17 protein-coding genes are annotated in these 20,598 nt (G+C 69.2%); 7 read left to right on the top strand and 10 right to left on the bottom strand.

The genetic code is table 11. The features are described from left to right. Positions 1-46: 46 nt before the first annotated feature. Both AC1RAD_RS04185 and AC1RAD_RS04180 read left to right on the top strand, forming a co-directional pair. Positions 47-433: an energy transducer TonB gene (locus tag AC1RAD_RS04185; RefSeq protein WP_492734024.1), complete on the top strand. Its 387-nt coding sequence runs from the start codon at positions 47-49 to the stop codon at positions 431-433. A gap of 28 nt (positions 434-461) precedes the next feature. Then, positions 462-845, top strand: coding sequence for an Imm1 family immunity protein (locus tag AC1RAD_RS04180; protein ID WP_492734023.1), 384 nt, complete (start codon positions 462-464; stop codon positions 843-845). A 21-nt stretch (positions 846-866) separates the two neighbouring features. Here the strand turns inward: AC1RAD_RS04180 and AC1RAD_RS04175 are convergent, their stop codons facing one another. Continuing rightward, entirely contained in the window at positions 867-2,138 is a 1,272-nt protein-coding gene (locus tag AC1RAD_RS04175; protein ID WP_492734022.1) for an MFS transporter, read from the bottom strand. A 98-nt stretch (positions 2,139-2,236) separates the two neighbouring features. Here AC1RAD_RS04175 and AC1RAD_RS04170 point away from each other — a divergent pair, with 98 nt between their 5' ends. Then, positions 2,237-2,689 carry a GNAT family N-acetyltransferase gene (locus AC1RAD_RS04170; RefSeq protein ID WP_492734021.1) on the top strand — a complete coding sequence of 151 codons (453 nt, stop codon included), beginning with the start codon at positions 2,237-2,239 and terminating at the stop codon, positions 2,687-2,689. Between the two features lie 40 nt (positions 2,690-2,729). On the opposite strand, the gene AC1RAD_RS04165 is transcribed toward AC1RAD_RS04170, so the two are convergent. The 6 genes from AC1RAD_RS04165 to AC1RAD_RS04140 form a co-directional block, all read right to left on the bottom strand. After that, positions 2,730-2,879, bottom strand: coding sequence for a hypothetical protein (locus tag AC1RAD_RS04165; RefSeq protein ID WP_167394971.1), 150 nt, complete (start codon positions 2,877-2,879; stop codon positions 2,730-2,732). Positions 2,880-2,960: 81 nt separating this feature from the next. Continuing rightward, positions 2,961-3,794, bottom strand: coding sequence for a phosphonoacetaldehyde hydrolase (phnX, locus tag AC1RAD_RS04160; RefSeq protein ID WP_492734020.1), 834 nt, complete (start codon positions 3,792-3,794; stop codon positions 2,961-2,963). Between the two features lie 37 nt (positions 3,795-3,831). Then, positions 3,832-4,965 (bottom strand): TIGR03364 family FAD-dependent oxidoreductase, encoded by a 1,134-nt coding sequence (locus AC1RAD_RS04155; RefSeq protein ID WP_492734019.1) that lies wholly within the window; start codon positions 4,963-4,965, stop codon positions 3,832-3,834. After that, positions 4,965-6,674: a putative 2-aminoethylphosphonate ABC transporter permease subunit gene (locus tag AC1RAD_RS04150; RefSeq protein WP_492734018.1), complete on the bottom strand. Its 1,710-nt coding sequence runs from the start codon at positions 6,672-6,674 to the stop codon at positions 4,965-4,967. The genes AC1RAD_RS04155 and AC1RAD_RS04150 overlap by 1 nt, the downstream gene beginning before the upstream one ends. A gap of 324 nt (positions 6,675-6,998) precedes the next feature. Next, on the bottom strand, positions 6,999-8,072 hold the full coding sequence (locus AC1RAD_RS04145) for an ABC transporter ATP-binding protein (protein WP_492734017.1): 1,074 nt from the start codon (positions 8,070-8,072) through the stop codon (positions 6,999-7,001). Between the two features lie 22 nt (positions 8,073-8,094). After that, positions 8,095-9,129: a putative 2-aminoethylphosphonate ABC transporter substrate-binding protein gene (locus AC1RAD_RS04140; RefSeq protein ID WP_062481319.1), complete on the bottom strand. Its 1,035-nt coding sequence runs from the start codon at positions 9,127-9,129 to the stop codon at positions 8,095-8,097. A 207-nt stretch (positions 9,130-9,336) separates the two neighbouring features. On the opposite strand from AC1RAD_RS04140, the gene AC1RAD_RS04135 reads away from it, so the two are divergent. Then, positions 9,337-9,897: a phosphonate degradation HD-domain oxygenase gene (locus AC1RAD_RS04135; protein WP_492734016.1), complete on the top strand. Its 561-nt coding sequence runs from the start codon at positions 9,337-9,339 to the stop codon at positions 9,895-9,897. Between the two features lie 106 nt (positions 9,898-10,003). After that, a complete protein-coding gene (locus AC1RAD_RS04130) occupies positions 10,004-11,815 on the top strand; it encodes an ABC transporter ATP-binding protein/permease (RefSeq protein ID WP_492734015.1) in 1,812 nt (603 codons plus the stop codon). On the opposite strand, the gene queC is transcribed toward AC1RAD_RS04130, so the two are convergent. From queC to AC1RAD_RS04115, 3 genes are all read right to left on the bottom strand, one after another. Continuing rightward, positions 11,797-12,501, bottom strand: coding sequence for a 7-cyano-7-deazaguanine synthase QueC (gene queC, locus AC1RAD_RS04125; protein ID WP_492734547.1), 705 nt, complete (start codon positions 12,499-12,501; stop codon positions 11,797-11,799). The two genes, AC1RAD_RS04130 and queC, sit on opposite strands and share 19 nt — an antisense overlap. An 86-nt stretch (positions 12,502-12,587) precedes the next feature. Further along, complete coding sequence (locus AC1RAD_RS04120; protein ID WP_492734014.1) at positions 12,588-13,073, bottom strand: cyanophycin metabolism-associated DUF1854 family protein; 486 nt, start codon at positions 13,071-13,073, stop codon at positions 12,588-12,590. Further along, the gene (locus AC1RAD_RS04115) at positions 13,073-15,361 is read right to left on the bottom strand and encodes a cyanophycin metabolism-associated ABC transporter (RefSeq protein WP_492734013.1); all 2,289 of its coding nucleotides are present in this window, start codon (positions 15,359-15,361) and stop codon (positions 13,073-13,075) included. Before AC1RAD_RS04115 ends, AC1RAD_RS04120 begins: the two co-directional genes overlap by 1 nt. Before the next feature lie 139 nt (positions 15,362-15,500). Between AC1RAD_RS04115 and AC1RAD_RS04110 the strand changes: the two genes are divergently transcribed. Beyond that, entirely contained in the window at positions 15,501-17,744 is a 2,244-nt protein-coding gene (locus AC1RAD_RS04110; protein WP_235944232.1) for a cyanophycin synthetase, read from the top strand. Between the two features lie 87 nt (positions 17,745-17,831). After that, positions 17,832-20,399 (top strand): cyanophycin synthetase, encoded by a 2,568-nt coding sequence (gene cphA / locus AC1RAD_RS04105; RefSeq protein WP_492734012.1) that lies wholly within the window; start codon positions 17,832-17,834, stop codon positions 20,397-20,399. Positions 20,400-20,598 lie beyond the last annotated feature (199 nt).

Here is a 20,598-nt window from a genome sequence, read left to right as displayed (position 1 = left end):
GGGTCACAATGCGCGGGGCCTCCTTTCGAAGGATTGCGGAACACCGATGAAGACACCACGCCACGCTCCCCGACACGCGCTCCTGGCGGGCGCTGTTGCCGCCTTGCTGACGGCCTGCGCAGCACCACCGCCGCCGGCGCCTGGCGAGTGGTCACCGCAGCCACCCAACCCGAATGCGCCCTACCCGGCCGAATCGCGGATGAACGGGGAGCAAGGCATGGTGCTGCTGCGCGTGCGCACCACGCCGGCCGGCCTGCCCGCGAGCGTCGAGGTGAAGGAATCGAGCGGCCACGCACGGCTGGACCGCTCGGCCGTCGAGACCGTCCGCACATGGCGCTTCAAGCCGACGCCGGACGATGGGACGGTGGTGTGGCGGGAGGTGCCGATCCGGTTCTTCATCACGTCGCCGCCGCAGCAGCCGACGATGAATTAGGAACGCCCGTCCGGACGCAAGACACGAGATGCCGCACGTGATTCAGATGACGCTCGACGATAGTTTGCTGGACATTTCGGCGCCGGGCCCATGGGCCCGTGCGCTCGATCTGATGCAGTCGACCTCCCGGTTCGAGCTGTGGGTCTCCGTGCCCGACGGCCCTTCGATGTGCATGCTGCGCAACGGCGAGAACGCATGGCTGATGTACCTGCGGGAGCCGGGCGACAGCGGCTTCAGGTCGGTGGGCGACACGCACCGGCCGGGCATGGAAGTCTTCACGCTGAGCAACGGACAGGTCGACGAGTACCCGCTCGCGTGGTGCATCGACGTCGCGCAGTGCCGCCAGGCCCTCGTCGATTTCCGCGACCGCAACGGCGCGCGGCCCGAATCGATCACGTGGTGCGAAAGCTAGGCGGCGCGATCTTTCGCGGCCTCAGGCCGCCACCGCCACCCCACCCCGTCGCATCCGGCGCACCCTGAACAGCAGGAACGCCGCGATGCTCACGTTCACCAGATTCCAGCCGATGCCGTTCAAGAAGGCCGCGTGGTAGCTGCCCGTCAGGTCGAACACCTTGCCCGACATCCAGCCGCCCAGCGCCATGCCGAACAGCGTGAACATCAGCACCGTGCCCACGCGCGCACCGGCTTCCTTGGGCGGAAAGTGCTCGCGCACGATGATCGCGTACGAGGGCACGATGCCGCCCTGGAACAGGCCGAACAGCGCCGAGATCACGTACAGCGGCACCAGCCCGTCGAAGGGCAAGAACAGCAGCAGCGCCACGCACTGCAACACGCCGCCCAGCATCAGCGTGCGCAGCCCGCCGATGCGGTCGCAGATGGCGCCCGACACCAACCGGCTCACGATGCCGAAGCCCAGCATCAACGACAGCATCATCGCGCCCTGCGCCGGGCCGTAGCCCAGGTCGCCGCAGTAGGCCACGATGTGCACCTGCGGCATCGCCATCGCCACGCAGCAGGCCACGCCCGCCACGCACAGCAGGCCCTGCGCCGTGCCCATGCTCAGGCCGAAGGGGCGCGTCATGTCGCGCACCAGCGTGCTGCCGCCCGAGGCGTGCGACACCGGCGCCACCTCGGCCAGTGCCGGTGGCCGTGCGCGGAAGAACAGCGCGAGCAGCGCCATCGTCACGCCGCAGAAGATGCCCATGCCGATGTAGGTCTGGCGCCACCCCACCTGCTCGACGAAGTGCTGCGCGATAGGCGGCCACACCGCGCCCGCGAGGTAGTTGCCGCTGGCGCACACCGCCACCGCGATGCCGCGCCGCTTGACGAACCACAGCGAGGTGTCGGCCACCAGCGGCGCAAAGGCCACCGAGCTGCCGAGCAGGCCGACCAGCAGCGCCTGCGCGATGGTGAAGGACACGATGCCTTGCGACAGGCCCGTGGCGATGTAGCCGGCAGCCAGGAAGACCGAGCCCATCAGCAACGGCTTCATCACGCCGATGCGGTCGGCCAGCTTGCCCATGAGCACGCCGCCGAAACCGAAGCCCAGCATCAGCAGCGTGTAGGGCATGGAGGCATCGGCGCGCGCCACGCCGAACTCGGTCTGCACGGCGGGCAGCATGACCGACACCACGTACATGCCGCTGCTGCCGACCGTCATGACCAGCAGCGTGAGCGCCAGGCGCACCATGGCGTAGCGCGAGTCGGGCTGGTGGACGATGGTTGTCTCTGGGGTCGTCTTCATTCTTCTTGTCTCCACGCGTGCATCGGGTGGCGCACGTCGTGTGGCATTCTCGCGGAAGGCCGCGCCGCCTGCTGCGTGCGCCCTCGAGCACCCGACGCATGCCCATCACCTACAGACAAGCCATTCCCGAAGACACGCCCGCATGCCTCGACCTGCGCGGCCGCACGCGAGAGAACGCCTTCTCGGTCGCCGAGCTCGAGGCGCTCGGCATCACCTTGGAGAGCTGGCAGGCCGGCATCGCCGACGGCTCCCTGCCCGGCTACGTTGCGCTCGTCGACGGCGAGCTGGCGGGCTATTGCTTCGGCGACCGCGACACCGGCGAGATCGCCGTGCTGGCCCTGCTGCCCGCGTACGAAGGTCTGGGAATCGGCAAGGCGCTGCTCGCGCGGATGGTCGAAGAGTTCAAGGGGCTGGGCTTCCAGCGGCTCTTCCTGGGCTGCTCGCCCGATCCGCAGGTGCGCTCGCACGGCTTCTACCGGCACCTGGGCTGGAAGCCCACGGGCGAATTCGATGCAGCGGGCGATGAAGTGCTGGCGTACGTCCCGTCCTGAGACGTTCGCCGCGACCGGTGCGCTGAACGCGCCGGCAGCCTCAACCCACGAACGGCGCAGGTGCCATCACCACCACGACGCTCGACGACAAGAAGGCCTTCGGCATCGGAATGCCGGGCTTGCGCTTGCCGTCGCAGGCCGCGGTCAGCAGGCCGAGACAGAGCAGAAGAACAAAGGCTGTGCTTCGCATGCGGCGCATGCTAAGCCCGCGAAGTGACGCGTCAAGTCGGACGGCAGCGCCAGCCACCGTCGGTAAAGCGAGCTTTCTGCTTCAGCGCAAAAGGACTTCCGGCCGCTCGCCGGCCTGCAGGCGGCGCTCGATGTCTTCCAGCACGTTCGGCAGGTCGGCCACGCTGTCGATCACGTAGTGCGCGCCGGCGGCCTGCAGCTCGGCGGTGGCGCGGGCGCGGCGGGCCTGCTGGCTGTCGGCGTCGAGCGCTTGCCACTCGGCCAGCGTCAGGCCGTTGACGTTGCCGCTGACCGACACGCCCACGGCCCAGGTACCGGCGTTCAGGCCCTCCTGCAGGCCCACGCCGGTGTCGTCGACCTTGACGACGGCGTGCGGCGGCCACACGCCGAGGTCGGCGAAGCAGCGGTACATCATGAGCGGCGACGGGCGGCCCGCCGCGAGGTCGCCGGCGCACACGAGGTTGTCGGGTTCATAGCCGCCGGCTGCGGCGAGCGGCGTGACGACGTCCATGATCGGGCGGTTGTAGCCGGTGGTGGAGCCGATCTTCAGGCCGCGCTCGCGGGCCGCGTTGACGGCCTCGAGAGCACCGGGAATGAAGTCGGTGTGGTCGCGCACGCTGGCCGCGTTCATGGGCGTGAACACCTCGTACAGGCGGTCGACGTCCGCGTCGCTGAAGGCATGGCCATGCTCGGCTTCCCACTGCGCGGCGATGCGCGGCTGCGTGCCCAGGGCCTTGATGTGGTCCCACTTGGCCATGCCCATCGGGGCGCGTGCTTCATCGATGGTGATGTCGATGCCGAACTGCGCGAACAGCTTCACGAAGGCGCCCATCGGGGCGCAGGAACCGAAGTCGAGGATGGTGCCGGCCCAGTCGAAGACGACGGCTTGCAGCTTGGAATGGTGATGGGCGTTCATGGCGAAAGGGGAGGAAAGGTCAGGAAAGTGGCGGCGCTCACCACGCGTCGAACACGTCGGCGGCAATGCCGAAGCCCGTGCTCGCGCCGCTGCCGCTGGTGACCAGCACCACGCGCGTGGCGTCGTCGGGCGCGTCAATCACGCAAGGCGTGGTCTTCGAAGACGGGTACACGCCGGTCCAGCGTTCGGTGACCTGCGCGGTCTCAAGATTCAGCGTGCTGCGCAGGTGGCGCAGGATGAGCTGGTCGACCGCTTCGATGGCGAAGGGTTCGGGCGCGTCGCCGTAGTGGTGCGAGTCTCCGACCACCAGCGAGCCGTCGGCGCTCTGCACGACGATGAGGTGGATGCCGTGGTCGAGCGAGGCGCGCTCTTCCTGCATCAGCCGCTCGCGCAGCGCCGCCGCTTCGGGCAAGCTGCTGTAGCCCTCGTAGCGCACCAGGCTCAGGTCGGTCATGACCGCGCCCGGCAGGCGAAAGCCCGCCTCGGGCTGCACGCGCAGCATCTGCAGGCGGCACAGCGTGAGGTCGTGCGCGGCGATGCGGCCGGCGAACAGGCCATGCAATTCGGTGTTGGTGCAGACCACCACGCGTTCGCCGCGCAGGGTGCCGCGCGAGGTGCGCACGCGCGGGGTTTCGACCTCGTGCACGGTCTCGCCGAAGCGGAACACCACGCCGTGCACCTCGGCCAGCCAGCGCGCGAGCAGGCCGACGGCGGTGCGCGATTCGACGCGCAGCTCGTGCGGGCTGAACAGCACCGAGCGCGCCTGCGCGAGGTTGAGGCCGGGCGCCCTCGCCTGCGCATCGGTGGCGTCGATGAGCGCGCAGGCCTCGGCCATCGGCGTGCGCAGGAAGGCTTCGAGCACGGCATGCGCCTCGGGCCGGTACGCCGCGAGCCAGAGGTGCCGGTGCACGATGTCGATGCCGGCCTGCGGCGCGATGGCCTGCCACACGTCGCGCGAATGCATGGCGCGGCGCCACATGTCGCCCGGCGCCTGGCCGGTGACGGTGATGAAGCCGAAGTTGCGGATCGATGCGCCCAGGCACGCGGCATCGCGCTCGACCACGCACACGCGCAGGCCGCGCTGCGCGGCGGTGTAGGCATGGGCCAGGCCGACGATGCCGGCGCCGACCACGATCACGTCGAAGCTGTCGACGGACATGCTGGGGTTCATCAACGTTGTCTCCAGGCTTGCGTGCGCTTCAGCGCCCAGTGCCCGGCCAGCGCGAACAGGCCGCGGCCGACGGCGGCCGTGAGCATGATGAGCGAGGCCATGGCGGCGGCGGGTGCCACGTCGCCGGCATCGTCCATGTTGAGCACGGCGATGGCGGCCAGCGTGGTCTGCGGCGAATAGAGGAACACGACGGCCGACACGGTGGTCATCGCGTTGACGAAGAAGTAGCCGGCCACGTTGAGCACCGTGGGCAGCGCCACCGGCAGGTGCACGCGCCACAGCGTGCGCCAGAATGGCACGCCCATCGATTCGGACACCAGCTCGTACTCGCGGTCGAGCTGGCGCAGCGCGGTGAGCGAGGTGAGGTGCGCCACCGAGAAGAAGTGCGCCACGGTGCAGATCACCAGAATCGCCATGCCACCGTACAGCCCGTGCAGCGGGTTCGCGGCCGAGTTGAAGAAGAAGATGTAGCCCACGCCGAGCACGAGCCCCGGCACCGCCAGCGGCAGGTTGGCCAGCAGGTTCAGCAGTTCGCGCAGCAGGCCGAAGTGGCGCGGCTTCTCCACGAAGTAGGCGGACACGAAGGTGGCGAGCGCGCCCGCCACGGCCGCGCACAGCGCCAGGCGCAGCGAGTTGCCGTAGCTGCCCCAGCCGCCGCCGTCCATGTTGCTGAAGTCGTAGTTCTTCAGCGAGGGCGTGAGCTTGTAGGGCCAGTAGCTGGCGAGCGAGGCGAACACGGCCATGCCGATCATCACGACGATGGCGATGGCGGTGAGCGTGCAGAACGCGAGCAGCGCGCGGTCGCGCGATTTCACGGGCTCGGGCTGGTAGGGCGTAGCGCGCGCCGACAGCGCCGCGGCCTGCTTGCGCCGCACGCGCCGCTCGACGAGGAACGACAGCACGGCCGGAATCAGCAGCACGAGGCCGACCACCGCGCCCATCTGGAAGTTCTGCTGGCCGACCACCTGCTTGTAGATGTCGGTCGCGAGCACGCCGGTCTGGCCGCCCACGACCTTGGGCACGCCGAAGTCGGTGATGACGAGCACGAACACGACCATCGCGGCCACGATGAGGCCGTAGCGCGACGAGGGCAGCGTGACGGTGCGGAAGATGCGCCAGCGCGAAGCGCCCAGGGTCTGCGCGGCTTCGTACAGGCGCCCGTCCGAGGTGGCCATGGCGGTGGTGAGGATCAGCAGCGCATGCGGCAGCGTCCAGAACACCGAGCCGAGCACGATGCCCAGCGGGCCGTAGATCGAAAGGTCGCCCAGCAGCCCCTTGAACAGGCCCTGGTTGCCGAACAGGTAGATCAGGCTGATGGCCGGCAGCAGCGAGGGCGCCAGCAGCGGCATGAGCGCCACGGCGCGCAACAGGCCCTTGGCGGGCATGCACGAGAGCGTGAGGCCGTAGGCGTACACGTAGGCGATGGCGGTGCACAGCACGGCGCTGATCACCGCGAGCAGCACGCTGTTGAAGGCCGACTGCACGAGTGCGGGGCTCTCGAGGTAGCGCGCGAAGTTGGTCAGGCCGACGAAGCTGCCTGCGCGGTCGTAGAAGCTCTGGCCGACGAGGGCGCCGACGGGGAGCGCGACGATCACGACGAGCAGCAGCACGACGAGCAGCACGGCGGCGCCGGTGAGCCAGCGTTCGCGGTCGAAGTGATTCGAACGCGGGATCGCGATCGGGGCGAGGGCTTCTGTGGAACTGCTCATGTTGTTCTTGTTTTGGTTTCGTTGTTCAGGGCGCGTGCACAGGCCACCGGGTACTTCCCTCCGCGAATGTCCCCCGCCTTCGGCTCCTCCTTGATTTCGCTGCGGGAAGCACCCAGTGTCCTGCGCACGGGACGCTGCGCTGGTGTGCAGCCGATCAACGACCGCTGTGTGTCACGCTCACGTCGATGGGGTGCCTTGCGCAGCGAAATCAAGGAGGAGGCCGCAGGCCGGGGGACATTCGCGGAGCAAGGTACCCCGTCGGCGTGAGCGCGCCCTGAAGGACTGCGCTCCCAACGACAAGGCACCGACAAGCCCGATGTCATTTCATTGCGCCAGGACCGACAGCGCGTTCAGGGGAAGTTGGATGTGCACCATGCTGCAGGGCACCAGCGGCTCTTCGCCGCCGCTGCGCGCATCGGCGGGCAGCTCGGCCTCGATCTCGATGCCCAGTGGCTCGCAGGCCAGGCGCGCCGAGGTGCGGTTGCCGAAGAACTCGGTGTCGAGCAGGCGCGCGGCGAAGCTGTTGGTGCCGAGCTCGGAACCGAAGCGCTTCACCACCACATGCTCGGGGCGGATGCCCACGGTGGCCTGCGAACCCACGCTGAGGCTGCCGGGCGCGCAGAACAGTTCGCTGTCGCGCACGCGCACCTTGCCGTCGGCCAGCACGGTGGCGGGCAGCATGTTCATGCGGCCCACGAAGCCCGCCACGAAGCGGGTGCGCGGCTTGCGGTACAGCTCGTCGGGCGTGCCGGCCTGCTCGATGCGGCCGTTGTGCATCAGCACCACGCGGTCGGCCATCGAGAGGGCTTCTTCCTGGTCGTGCGTGACCATGATGGTGACGATGCCCAGGCGCTTCTGCAGCGCGCGGATTTCGCTGCGCAGCGTGGCGCGCACCTGCGCGTCGAGCGCGGAGAGCGGCTCGTCGAGCAGCAGCAGGCGCGGGTTGGGCGCCAGGGCGCGCGCCAGCGCGATGCGCTGCTGCTGGCCGCCCGAGAGCTGCACGGGGTACTTGTCGGCATGCGCGGTAAGGCCGACCAGGTCGAGCATCTCGCGCGAGCGCTTGGCCATCTCGCGCGCCAAGGCACCCGTGGGGTGCAGGCCGTAGGCGATGTTCTGCGCCGCCGTGAGGTTGGGGAACAGCGCATACGACTGGAACACCACGCCGAAGCCGCGCCCCGCCGGCGGCAGGCCCGCGATGTCCTGGCCGCCGAGCAGGATCTGCCCGCTGTCGGCGCGCTCGATGCCGCACACGATGCGCAGCAGCGTGGTCTTGCCGCAGCCCGAAGGACCGAGCAGGCAGACGAACTCGCCGGGCTCGATGTCCAGGTCGATGCCGTCGAGCACGCGCGTGGCGCCAAAGGACTTGCCGATGCCGCGAAGAGAGAGAAAGCTGGTCATGTGCGGCTGCCCGGAACCCCGATCACATCGGCTTCTTTTCAGCCTTGGCGTCGTAGCGCTTCGACCATTCCGTCAGGATGCGATCGCGGTTGGCGGCAGCCCAGTTGAAGTCGTTCTTGGCCAGCAGCTTCTCGACGTCGCCCGGCACGAACTCCAGCTTTTCCTGGATGCCCGGCAGCGCGAGCACGGCGAAGTTCTTCGCGTACAGCTCGTTGGCCTGCTTGGTCACGGCCCAGTCGGCCAGGGCCTTGGCGGCGTCCTGCTTCTTGCTGGTCTTGATGATGCCGGTGGCTTCCATGTCCCAGCCCAGGCCTTCCTTGGGCAGCACGATGTCGATGGGCGCGCCGTCGCGCTTGGTCTTGTTGGCGCGGTATTCGAAGGACATGCCGAGCGCGAACTCGCCGGCGCCGGCCTGGCGGCAGGGCTTGCTGCCCGACAGGCTGTACACGCCGATGTTCTGGTGCAGCGCGTCCATGTACTTCCAGGCCTTGTCCTCGCCCATCATCTGGATCCAGCCCGACACCATGAGGTAGCCGGTGCCCGAGGCGGCCGGGTTGGGCATGGTGATCTGGCCCTTGTAGACCGGGTTGGTCAGGTCGGCCCAGCTGGTGGGCTTGGGCAGGTTCTTCTTCGTGGCTTCGGCGGTGTTGAAGCAGATGGCCGACGACCACACGTCCATGCCGACCCACTTGGGCGGGTTGGCCGTGTCGCGCATGGTGGGCTTGATGGCGTCCAGGCCCTTGGGGGCGTAGGGCTGGAGCATCCCTTCCTTGTCGAGCAGCATCAGCGAGGTGGCGGCCAGGCCCCACACCACGTCGGCCTGCGGGTTGGCCTTTTCGGCCAGCAGCTTGGCGGTGACGATGCCGGTGGAGTCGCGCACGAACTTCAGTTCGATGGCCGGGTTCTCCTTTTCGAAGGCGGCCTTGTAGGCCTGCACCTGGTCGGCTTCGAGCGCGGTGTAGACCAGCAGCTCGGTGCGGCCTTGGGCCGAGGCGGCGAAAGCCAGCGAGAACAAGGCGGCGGGCACGGCGGCCCACATCAGACGACGATGCAGCATGGGAGATTCCCTCGAGGTAAGAACAGGCGGTGTACGCAAAAAGAAAACACGGCCGGGGCCGTGAACGCAGCGATGCTCGCAGCGCTATGTGACAAAGGTTTGTCACACGGCCGTACCCGCGCTGCGGCGTTTGCACTTTCGTCACACGGCTGTCATCGAGCGACGCGAGCCTGTACAGGCTGTCGCACACCGTTCTTTTGCAATCCCATGACACTCGACCTCGCCGAGATCGCTCGCCTGTTCGCCGAACGCGGCGCGCTGGCGTACGCGGGCGAGCCGGTGTCGCAGCTCGAACACGCGTTGCAATGCGCCTGGCTGGCCGAACAGGCGGGCGCCGGCGACACGCTCGTGACGGCCGCATTGCTGCACGACCTGGGGCACCTGCTGATCGCCGAGCACCAGACGCTGTCGCGCTCGCCCACCGAACTGGGCATTGACGACCGCCACCAGTACGTCGCGCTGCCGCTGCTGCGCGGCGCCTTCGACGTGGCGGTGCGCGAGCCGATCCGCCTGCATGTGGACGCCAAGCGCTACCTGTGCGCGACGCGGCCGGGCTACGTGTCGAAGCTCTCGCCCGATTCAGTGCGCAGCCTGGCGCTGCAGGGCGGCGTGATGGACGACGACGCGGCGCAGCGCTTTGCGGGCCTGCCGTGGTCGGGCGACGCGGTGCGGCTGCGGCTGTGGGACGAAGCGGCCAAGGCCGAGGGGCTGCGAACGCCGCCGCTGGCGCATTTCCTGGCGACGGCGGCGCGCGTGATGCTGCGCTGAGGGCTGGCGGGGCGGCGGGAGCCGCCTTCAGCCCCGCTTAAGACGCACTTGTCTACGATGGGCGCCTCACGAGGTCCGGCGCATCGGCGCCTGCGAGGAAATCCGCATGTCATCTGCTCCATCCCCCACCGTCGCGGCGCGTGTCAGCACGTTCGTCCAGGTCGTGCGCCGCGTGCTGCGGCTCGCGGCGCCCTACTTCAACTCGGACGAGGAGAAATGGCGGGCGCGCCTGATGTTCGCGGGCATCGTGGCGCTGAACCTGGCCTATGTGTACGCGCTGGTGCTCTTCAATCAGTGGTACGGCCGTTTCTACGATGCGTTGCAGAACAAGGACGCGGTGGTCTTCTGGCGCGAAATCCGCGTGTTCGCCGTGCTGGCCTTCTTCAACATCGCGATCCAGGTGGCGAAGTTCTACGTGACACAGATGCTCCAGTTGCGCTGGCGCGCCTGGATGACCCGGAACTACCTCGGCCGCTGGATGGCCGACCGGACCTTCTATCACCTGGAGCTGGCGCGCTACGCGCAGGCCGACGGCGTCACGCCCGACAACCCCGACCAGCGCATCCAGGAGGACCTGCAGATGTTCACCAATGCCACGATGGTGCTGTCGATGGATTTGCTGAACGCGGTGGTCACGCTGCTGAGCTTCATTGGCATCCTGTGGGGCCTGTCGGGCACCTTCGACCTGTCGCTGGGCGGCAGCACCTACCAGATCGCCGGCTCGATGGTGTGGCTGGCGCTGGTCTACTGCGTGGTCGGCACGGTCATCACGCATTTCATCGGCCGGCCGCTGATCGGCCTGAACTTCCGCCAGCAGCGCTTCGAGGCCGACTTCCGCCACCACCTGGTGCGCGTGCGCGAGTACAGCGAAGCGATCGCGCTCGACCACGGCGAAACAGTGGAGCGTGGCCAGCTCGACACGCGCTTCGGCGCGGTGCTGCGCAACTACCTGCAGCTGATCAAGAAGCGGAAGAACCTGGTCACCTTCACCGCGATGTTCGGTCAGGCCTCGCTGATCTTCCCGTTCCTCGTTTCAGCGCCGCGCTTCTTCAGCGGCGCCATCCAGCTGGGTGCCCTCATGCAGATTTCCTCGGCCTTCGACAAGGTGCAGGAATCGCTGAGCTGGTTCGTCGAAAACTACGACAAGGTGGCCGTCTGGCGCGCCACCACCGACCGCCTGATCAGCTTCGACGACGCGATGCGCGCCCACGCCGCGCGCGAAGACGCCCTGCAGCGCGAAGAAGGCGCCGCCACGCTGGGCACCAGCGACCTCACGCTCGCGCTGCCCAATGGCACGCAGCTGCTGGCCGGTGCCGCGCTGGCGGTGCGCCCCGGCGACAGCGTGCTGCTGCAAGGACCCTCGGGCAGCGGAAAGTCGACGCTGTTCCGCGCTTTCGCGGGCATCTGGCCGTTTGCGCGCGGCAAGGTGCAAGCCCCGGCCGACGCGGTCTTCATGCCGCAGCGCCCCTACCTGCCCGACGGCAAGCTGCGCGAGGCGCTGACCTACCCGCACCCGGCCGCCGGCTTCAGCGACGACCAGCTGCGCCAGGCCCTGGCCGATGCGCTGCTGCCCGACCTCGCGAACCGGCTCGACGACAGCGACGCCTGGAGCCAGAAGCTCTCGGGCGGCGAGCAGCAGCGGCTGGCCATCGCGCGGGTGCTGCTGAAGAAGCCGGCGTGGCTCTTCGCCGATGAAGTGACCAGCGCGCTCGATGCACCGGCCGAAGCCGTGCTCTACCAGCGGCTGGCCGACACGGTGCGCGCGGGCGGCGGCGCGATGGTGTCGATCGCGCACCGTCCGGCGGTGGGCGATTTTCACGGCCAGCGGTGGACGCTGGTGCCGCAGGACGAAAGTGCAGCCGGCGGCGCGCGCTACCGGCTCGATACCTCTACAGCTGCTCAGCCCGCAGCGGCGTAGCGCTCCCAGCCCTTCTTGCGCAGGTCGCAGGCCGGGCATTCGCCGCAGCCGTAGCCCCAGGCCTGGCGGTGCTCGCGGTCGCCGAGGTAGCAGGTGTGGGTTTCTTCCACGATCAGGTCGACCAGCGGCTGGCCGCCCAGCCGGTGGGCCAGCGCCCAGGTCTCGGCCTTGTCGATCCACATGAGCGGCGTCTCGATCACGAGGCGGCGCTCCAGCCCGAGCGACAGCGCGAGCTGCATCGCCTTCATGGTGTCGTCGCGGCAGTCGGGGTAGCCCGAGAAGTCAGTTTCGCAGACACCGGTGACGATCACCTGCAGCCCGCGCCGGTAGGCCAGCGCGCCCGCCAGCGTGAGGAACAGCAGGTTGCGCCCCGGCACGAAGGTGTTGGGCAGGCCGTCGGCCTGCATGGCGAAGGCGACTTCTTCGGTGAGCGAGGAGCCGCCGAGCTGCGCCAGCGCAGCCAGCGTGAGCACGTGGTCTTCGCCCAGGCGCGGCGCCCATTCGGGAAAGCGCTCGCGCATCTTTGCGAGCACGGTGCCGCGCACGTCGAGCTCGACGCGGTGGCGCTGGCCGTAGTCGAAGCCCAGCGTTTCGACACGCTGGTACTTGGACAGGGCCTCGGCCAGGCAGGTGGCCGAGTCCTGGCCGCCGGAGAAGAGAACGAGGGCGGTGGTGTGCAGGGGCATGTCCGTCAACGGCGGGGCCGTTGTAGTGCAAATGCACGATTTTCGCAGCCGATCGATGCTGCGGGCCGCCCTGTTCTGCGCTGCTTCTAGAGAAAGCGCTCCAGCAGCTTGCGCGACGCGCGATCCAGCGCCTTCGCGTCGGGAATGCGGAACTGCACGCCGTGCGCGCTCGCGATGAGCAGCGCGCCGCCCTCGAGCCGGCGGATGTCTTCCTCGGCCTTGAGCACGAAGCTGGTGTCGCCGCGGTCGGTGCTCACGGTCCAGGTGCTGGGCACGCCGAAGCTGGACACGCCGTGCAGCTTCAGCAAGGTGGGCGCGAAGTCGCGCACGGCGAGTTCTTCGGTCAGCAGCGCCTGGGTGGGCGCGGGCAGCTGGTCGACGCGGTCGACCCACACGAGTTCGCGGCCTTCGCTGCCGACGAGCGACACGCCCTCGTTGGGCGCACTGAGCGGAAAGGCGCGCACGGGTGTCACGCCCACGTGGTGCTCGCCCTGTGCGTCGGTCAGCACGAGGCGCCCGAAGGTGTCGCGTGCGAGTTCGAAGCTGATGGTGGTATTGGTGCTGCTACTCATCACACGTCCCCTGCCGGATGGGCGGCGTGGCTCACGGCCAGCGGCGCCTGGGCGTTGGCGCGCTCGTCGGCGGCGCCTTCGCTCACATCGTCTTCGTCGCCCTGGCGCAGCTGCGCCTGGTACAGGCGCCAGTAGGCGCCCTGCTTGGCCATGAGCGCGTCGTGCGGCCCGACCTCGACCACCTCGCCGCGGTCCATGACCACGAGGCGGTCGGCCTTGCGCAGCGTGGACAGGCGGTGGGCGATGGCGATGGTGGTGCGGCCCTGCACGAGGTTGTCGAGCGCCTTCTGGATTTCCTTCTCGGTCTCGGTGTCGACGGCCGAGGTGGCCTCGTCGAGGATCAGGATGCGCGGGTCGATGAGCAGCGCCCGCGCGATGCTGATGCGCTGGCGCTCGCCGCCCGACAGGCCCTGGCCGCGCTCGCCGACCAGCGAGTCGTAGCCGTGCGGCAGGCGCAGGATGAAGTCGTGCGCGTGGGCTGCGCGGGCTGCGGCCACCACCTCTTCGCGCGTGGCGTCGGGCTTGCCGTAGGCGATGTTCTGCGCGATCGTGCCGAAGAACAGGAAGGGCTCCTGCAGCACCAGCCCGACGTGGCGACGGTAGTCGGCCACGGCGAAGCGGCGGATGTCGGTGCCGTCGACCTTGATGGCGCCGTCGGTCACGTCGTAGAAGCGGCAGATCAGGTTGACCAGCGTGCTCTTGCCCGAGCCGCTGTGGCCCACGAGGCCGATCATCTCGCCGGGCTCGATGGTCAGGTCGAGGTCGTGGATCACGGCGCGCGAGCCGTAGCGGAAGCCGAGGCCGCTCATCTCGATGCGGCCCTGCACGCGCTCCACCTTCACCGGGTTGGCCGGCTCGGGCACGTTGCTCACGTGGTCGAGGATGTCGAAGATGCGCTTGGCGCCGGCGGCGGCCTTCTGTGTGACCGAGACGATGCGGCTCATCGAGTCGAGCCGCGTGTAGAAGCGGCCGATGTAGGCGATGAAGGCGGTGAGCACACCCACCGTGATGCTGCCGCGCGCCACCTGCCAGATGCCGAAGGCCCAGACCACGAGCAGGCCGATTTCGGTCAGCAGCGACACGGTCGGCGTGAACAGCGACCAGGTGCGGTTGAGCTTGTCGTTGACCTGCAGGTTGTAGGCGTTGGCGACGCGGAAGCGCTCGGCTTCGCGGCGCTCCTGCGCAAAGGCCTTCACCACGCGGATGCCGGGGATGGTGTCGGCCAGCACGTTGGTCACTTCGGACCAGACGCGGTCGATCTTCTCGAAGCCGGTGCGCAGGCGGTCGCGCACGACGTGGATCATCCAGGCGATGAAGGGCAGCGGCACCAGCGTGACCACGGCCAGCAGCGGGTTGATCGAGATCAGGATGGCCGCCGTCATGACGATCATCAGCACGTCGTTGGCGAAATCGAGCGCGTGCAGCGACAGGAAGACGTTGATGCGGTCGGTTTCCGAGCCGATGCGCGCCATCAGGTCGCCGGTGCGCTTGCCGCCGAAATAGTCCAGCGGCAGGGTCAGCAGGTGCTCGTAGGTGGTGGTGCGCAGGTCGGCGCCGATGCGTTCCGAGACCAGCGCCAGCAGGTAGGTGCGCGCCCAGCCCAGCCCCCAGCCGACCAGCGCCGCGATCAGCAGGCCGCCCAGGTAGAGGCCGACCCGGCCGGAATCGATCTTCTGCCCGTTCTGGAACGGGATCAGGATGTCGTCCATCAGCGGGATGGTCAGGTACGGCGGCACCAGCGTGGCGGCGGTGGAGATCAGGGTCAGGACAAACCCGAGGATCAGCTGCTTGCGGTACGGCCCGGCGAAGCGGCCCAGGCGCAGCAGCACCCAGGTCGAGGGCGGGGTCTGGAGCTCGGTGTCGGTGCCATCCACGTCGAGAAGTTCGGGCGCCTCTTCTGTCGCCTTCGCGACAGCGGGCGCGGCGCGCTGGCCGAACAGCTTGAGCAGCTTCAGCGCCGCCGGCTGGCCGGCCAGGGTGTAGCGCCAGCGGGCGAGTTGTCCGGAGGGTCCGATGAGGTCGAGGGTTCCGACGCCTGCGTGGTCGGAAAGACGCATTTCCAAGGCCTGATCGGTGAGTGGCCACTCACGCCATTCGCCGCCGGGTTCCAGGGCGATGAGCCGCTGGTCGGTCAGGGCGACGAGGCCCGTGGCGAAGCGAAGTTGGTCGTCGAGGTCAACCGCAAGTGTTACCGAAACGTTTTCAGCGCCTGCGAGTCGGCTTTTCAGCACGCCTGAGACCGCCTCCGTTTCGCCCGCCTGGGCGCCGACTGGATCGTGATGTTGCATTGTGTTTATTTGACTCTTGCCCGTCGCGGGCCGCTGGGACCGCGTCATGGCGTCCTTGGTCGGGCGCCGATTCTGACCGATCGCCATGGGTGCGCTTGAAGGCGCCGTGGTGCTCGGCCAAAGCACATCGAACGTTTGCATGACCCGTTTCGACGACATCCAATTGCTGCGCATCAACTATTTGCGCGGTCCCAACCTCTGGACCTACCGTCCGGTGCTCGAAGTCTGGCTCGACCTGGGCCAACTGGAAGACTTCCCCTCCAACAAGATCGACGGTTTCACCGACCGGCTGACCACCCTGCTGCCGGCGCTCATCGAGCACCACTGCGGCGTGGGCGAGCGCGGCGGGTTCATCCAGCGCCTCACCGAAGGCACCTGGTCGGGCCACGTGCTGGAACACGTCGTGATCGAGCTGCTGAACCTGGCCGGCATGCCGACCGGCTTCGGCCAGACCCGCAGCACCTCGGAGCACGGCGTGTACCGCATGGTGTTCCGCGCGCGTGACGAGCAGGTCGCCCGCGTGGCGCTCACCGAAGGCCACCGCCTGCTGATGGCGGCCATCAACAACGACCCGTTCACCGCCGCCGACGTGCAGACCGCCGTCGAGGCGGTCAAGGCCAAGGTCGAGGACTGCTACCTCGGCCCGAGCACCGCGGCCATCGTGTCCGCCGCCACCGACCGCGGCATTCCGCACATGCGCCTGAACAGCGGCAACCTGGTGCAGCTGGGCTACGGCGCCAACCAGCAGCGCATCTGGACCGCCGAGACCGACTACACCAGCGCCATCGGCGAATCGATCGCCAGCGACAAGGAGCTGACCAAGTCGCTGCTCGCCAGCTGCGGCGTGCCCGTGCCGCACGGCCAGGTGGTCGAGTCTCCCGAAGAAGCCTGGGAAGCCGCCGAGGACATCGGCCTGCCCGTGGTCGTGAAGCCGTCGGACGCCAACCACGGCCGCGGCGTGTCGCTCGAGCTGACGACGCGCGAGGAAGTCATGGCCGCCTTCGCGGTCGCCGAGCCCGAGGGCAGCGACGTGATGGTCGAGCGCTTCATCCGCGGCCACGAACACCGCCTGCTGGTGGTGGGCGGCGAGGTGGTGGCGGCCGCGCGCGGCGAGATCATCACCGTGACCGGCGACGGCACGAACACCGTGGCCGGGCTGATCGACAAGCAGCTCAACAGCGACCCGCGCCGCGGCGCCGAAGAAGAATTTCCGCTCGACGTGATCGTGCTGGCCACCGATGCCAAGCTGCAGCTGGAGCTCAAGCGCCAGGAACTGGACGGCAACTCGGTGCCCGCCGCCGGCCGCGTGGTGACGATCCAGCGCAACGGCAACATGGCCTACGACTGCACCGACCTCGTGCACCCCGAGGTGGCGCATGCCGCCGTGCTGGCCGCCCGCGTGGTCGGCCTGGACATCGCGGGCATCGACATGGTCGCGCAAGACATTTCCAAGCCGCTGGGCCCGCAGGGCGGCGCGATCGTCGAAGTGAACGCCGGCCCCGGCCTGCTGATGCACCTGAAGCCGGCCATCGGCTCGCCGCGCCCCGTGGGCCGCGCCATCTGCGACCACCTGTTCCCGAACGACGCGCCCGGCCGCATCCCCGTGGTGGGCGTGGCCGGTTCGCGCGACACCGCCGTGCTCGCGCGGCTGGTGGCCTGGCTCATCAACCTCGGCGGGCGCCACACCGGCCTGGCCTGCCGCGACGGCCTGTTCCTGGAACGCCGCCGCGTCGATGCACGCGACAGCGCCAACTGGGACGCCGGCCACCGCCTGCTCGTGAACCGCGCCGTCGAGGCCGTGGTGATCGAGAACGGCGCCGAGACCATCCTGCGCGACGGCCTGGCCTACGACCGCTGCGAAGTCGGCATCGTGACCGACCTCGAAGGCTGCGAAGCCCTGGCCGACTACGACATCACCGAGAGCGACCAGATGGTCAAGGTGCTGCGCACCCAGGTCGACGTGGTGCTGGGCGAAGGCACGGCCGTGCTCAACGCCGACGAGCCGCGCATCGCCGCGCTGGCGCCGCTGTGCGATGGCGCCGTCATCCTCTATGCGGCCGACCCGCAGGCCGCCGCGCTCGCCGCGCACCAGGCCGAAGGCGGCAAGGCCGTGCTGGTGCGCCAGGACCGCGTGGTGCTGGCCAACGGCACGAGCGAATCGTTCCTGCCCGGCCTGGGTCGCCTGACCATCTGGCGCGCGACCCACGTCGGCGTGAGCCTCGAAAGCCTGCTGGCCGCCGTGGCCGCCGCCTGGGCCATGGGCATTCCGCTCAACCTGATCGGCGCCGGCGTCGAGGCCTTCGAAGCCGACCTGCAGGCGGCCCTGGCCTCGCTGCAGCTGTCGCAGGCCTCGCCCCTTTCGCCCCAACTACAACTGGCATGACACGATGCGCCGCCCCGCCACCCGCGGGGCCGGCGCCCTGGTCACACCGCAAGATCACCGCAACCGCGCGCCCCGTGCCGTAGCCCCATGAAAGTCACCCGCATCCGCGCCCTGCGCGGCCCCAATCTCTGGAGCCGCCACACCACCATCGAGGCCGTCGTGGCCTGCGAAGGCGACGAGAACGCCGTCGGCAAGCTCGACGGGTTCGAAGCCCGCCTGCGCGCCCGCTTCCCGACCATCGGCGAGCTGCACCCGATGGTGCTCGGCCAGCCGCTGGCGCTGGCCCACGTGCTCGAGAACGCCGCCGTGGCGCTGCAGGCCCAGGCCGGCTGCGCCGTCAACTTCGGCAACACCGCGCCCACGACCGAAGAAGGCGTGTACCAGGTCACCGTGCAGTACACCGAGGAAGACGTGGGCCGCCGCGCCCTCGCGCTGGCCGAAGAGCTGATCCAGGCCGCGCTGGCCGACACCCCCTTCGACGCCGACGCCGCCATCACCGAGCTGCGCGACCTCGACGAATCGGAACGCCTGGGCCCGAGCACCGGCTCCATCGTCGACGCCGCCGTGGCGCGCGGCATTCCGTACCGCCGCCTCACCAGCGGCAGCCTGGTGCAGTTCGGCTGGGGCTCCAAGCAGCGCCGCATCCAGGCCGCCGAGATCGACAGCACCAGCGGCGTGGCCGAATCGATCGCGCAGGACAAGGAACTCACCAAGCAGCTGCTCAACGCCGCCGGCGTGCCAGTGCCGCTGGGCCGCCCCGTGAGCAGCGCCGACGACGGCTGGGCCGCCGCGGAAGAAATCGGCCTGCCGGTCGTGGTCAAGCCGCAGGACGGCAACCAGGGCAAGGGCGTGACGGTGAACATCACCACGCGCGAGCAGCTGAATTCGGCCTACGACTCGGCCGCCGCGTACGGCGAGGTGATGGTCGAGAAATTCCTGCCCGGCTTCGACTTCCGCCTGCTGGTGGTGGGCGACCGCCTCGTGGCCGCTGCGCGGCGCGACCCGCCGCAGGTGATCGGCGACGGCAGCTCCACCGTGCGCCAGCTGGTCGACACCGTGAACCTCGACCCGCGCCGCGGCGAGGGCCACGCCACCTCGCTCACCAAGATCCGCCTGGACGACATCGCCATCGGCCGGCTCGAGTCGCAGGGCCTCACGCCCGAGAGCGTGCCCGAGCTGGGCCAGCGCGTCGTGCTGCGCAACAACGCCAACCTCTCGACCGGCGGCACCGCCACCGACGTCACCGACACCGTGCACCCCGAAGTGGCCGCGCGCGCGGTCGATGCGGCGCAGATGGTCGGCCTGCACATCTGCGGCGTCGACATGGTCTGCGAGAACGTGCTGCGCCCGCTCGAAGAGCAGCACGGCGGCGTGGTCGAAGTGAACGCCGCGCCCGGCCTGCGCATGCACATCTCGCCCTCGTTCGGCCGCGGCCGCGCGGTCGGCGAAGCGGTGATGGACACGCTGTTCGCCCCCGGCGACGACGGCCGCATTCCCGTGGTGGCCGTCACCGGCACCAACGGCAAGACCACCACCGCGCGCCTGATCAACCACATCATTGCCTCCAGCGGCCTGCGCACCGGCATGACGAACACCGACGGCGTGTACGTCAACGGCCGCCAGACCGACAGCGGCGACTGCAGCGGCCCCAAGAGCGCGCGCAACGTGCTGATGCACCCCGACGTCGACGCGGCCGTGTTCGAAGTGGCCCGCGGCGGCGTGCTGCGCGAGGGCCTGGGCTTCGACCGCTGCGAGGTGGCCGTGGTCACCAACATCGGCAGCGGCGACCACCTGGGCCTGAACTACATCACCACGGTGGAAGACCTGGCGGTGCTCAAGCGCGTGATCGTGCGCAACGTGGCGCCCGACGGCTACGCGGTGCTCAACGCGGCCGACGTGAACGTCGCCGCCATGGCGGCCGGCTGCCCCGGCAACGTGATCTTCTTCACCGCCGACCGCATGCACCCGGTGATGGCCACGCACCGCGCGCAGGGCAAGCGCACCGTGTACGTCGACCAGGACACGCTGGTGGCCGCCGAAGGCTCGTGGCGCGAACGCATCGCGCTGCGCGACGTGCCGATTACGCGCGGCGGCACCATCGGCTTCCAGGTCGACAACGTGATGGCCTCGGTGGCCGCCGCGTGGGCCGTGGGCCTCGATTGGGACACCATCCGCAGCGGCCTGTCGAGCTTCATGAACGACGCGGCCGGCGTGCCCGGGCGCTTCAACGTCATGGACTACCGCGGCGCCACCGTGATCGCCGACTACGGCCACAACACCGACGCCATGAAGGCGCTGGTGTCGGCGGTGGACACCATGCCCGCCAACAAGCGTTCGGTGGTCATCAGCGGCGCGGGCGACCGGCGCGATTCCGACATCCGCGACCAGACCGCGATCCTCGGCCAGGCCTTCGACGACGTGATCCTGTACCAGGACGCGGCGCAGCGCGGCCGGGCCGACGGCGAGGTCATGGCGCTGCTGCGCCAGGGCCTGCAGGGCGCATCGCGCACGCGCCAGATCGACGAGATCCGCGGCGAGTTCGTCGCCATCGACACGGCGCTGGCCCGGCTGCAGCCGGGCGACCTGTCGCTCATCCTCGTGGACCAGGTCGAAGAGGCGCTGGCCCACCTCGCGCAGCGCATCGCGCAGGGCTGATCCGCCCGCCCCGCAGCGCAGGAGGCCCGCCCTCCTTGCGCTGACGGACGTGTCCCACACGCAGGGGCGCGTCCGGCCCGCTCCACGGCGTGCGGCTTGTCCCACAGCCCCGCGCCACCGGCCGGCCCACACTGGGTCACCGGTCGCGCCCTGCGTTCTTTTGTTTTCTGTTTTCTGTTCGCACGGCGCGCCCCTTCAG

The sequence above is a fragment of the Variovorax sp. GW823-FHT04B03 genome (genome assembly GCF_058796495.1).
The sequence above is the reverse complement of the archived record's forward strand: the minus strand, read 5'-3'. Positions and strand labels throughout refer to the sequence as shown.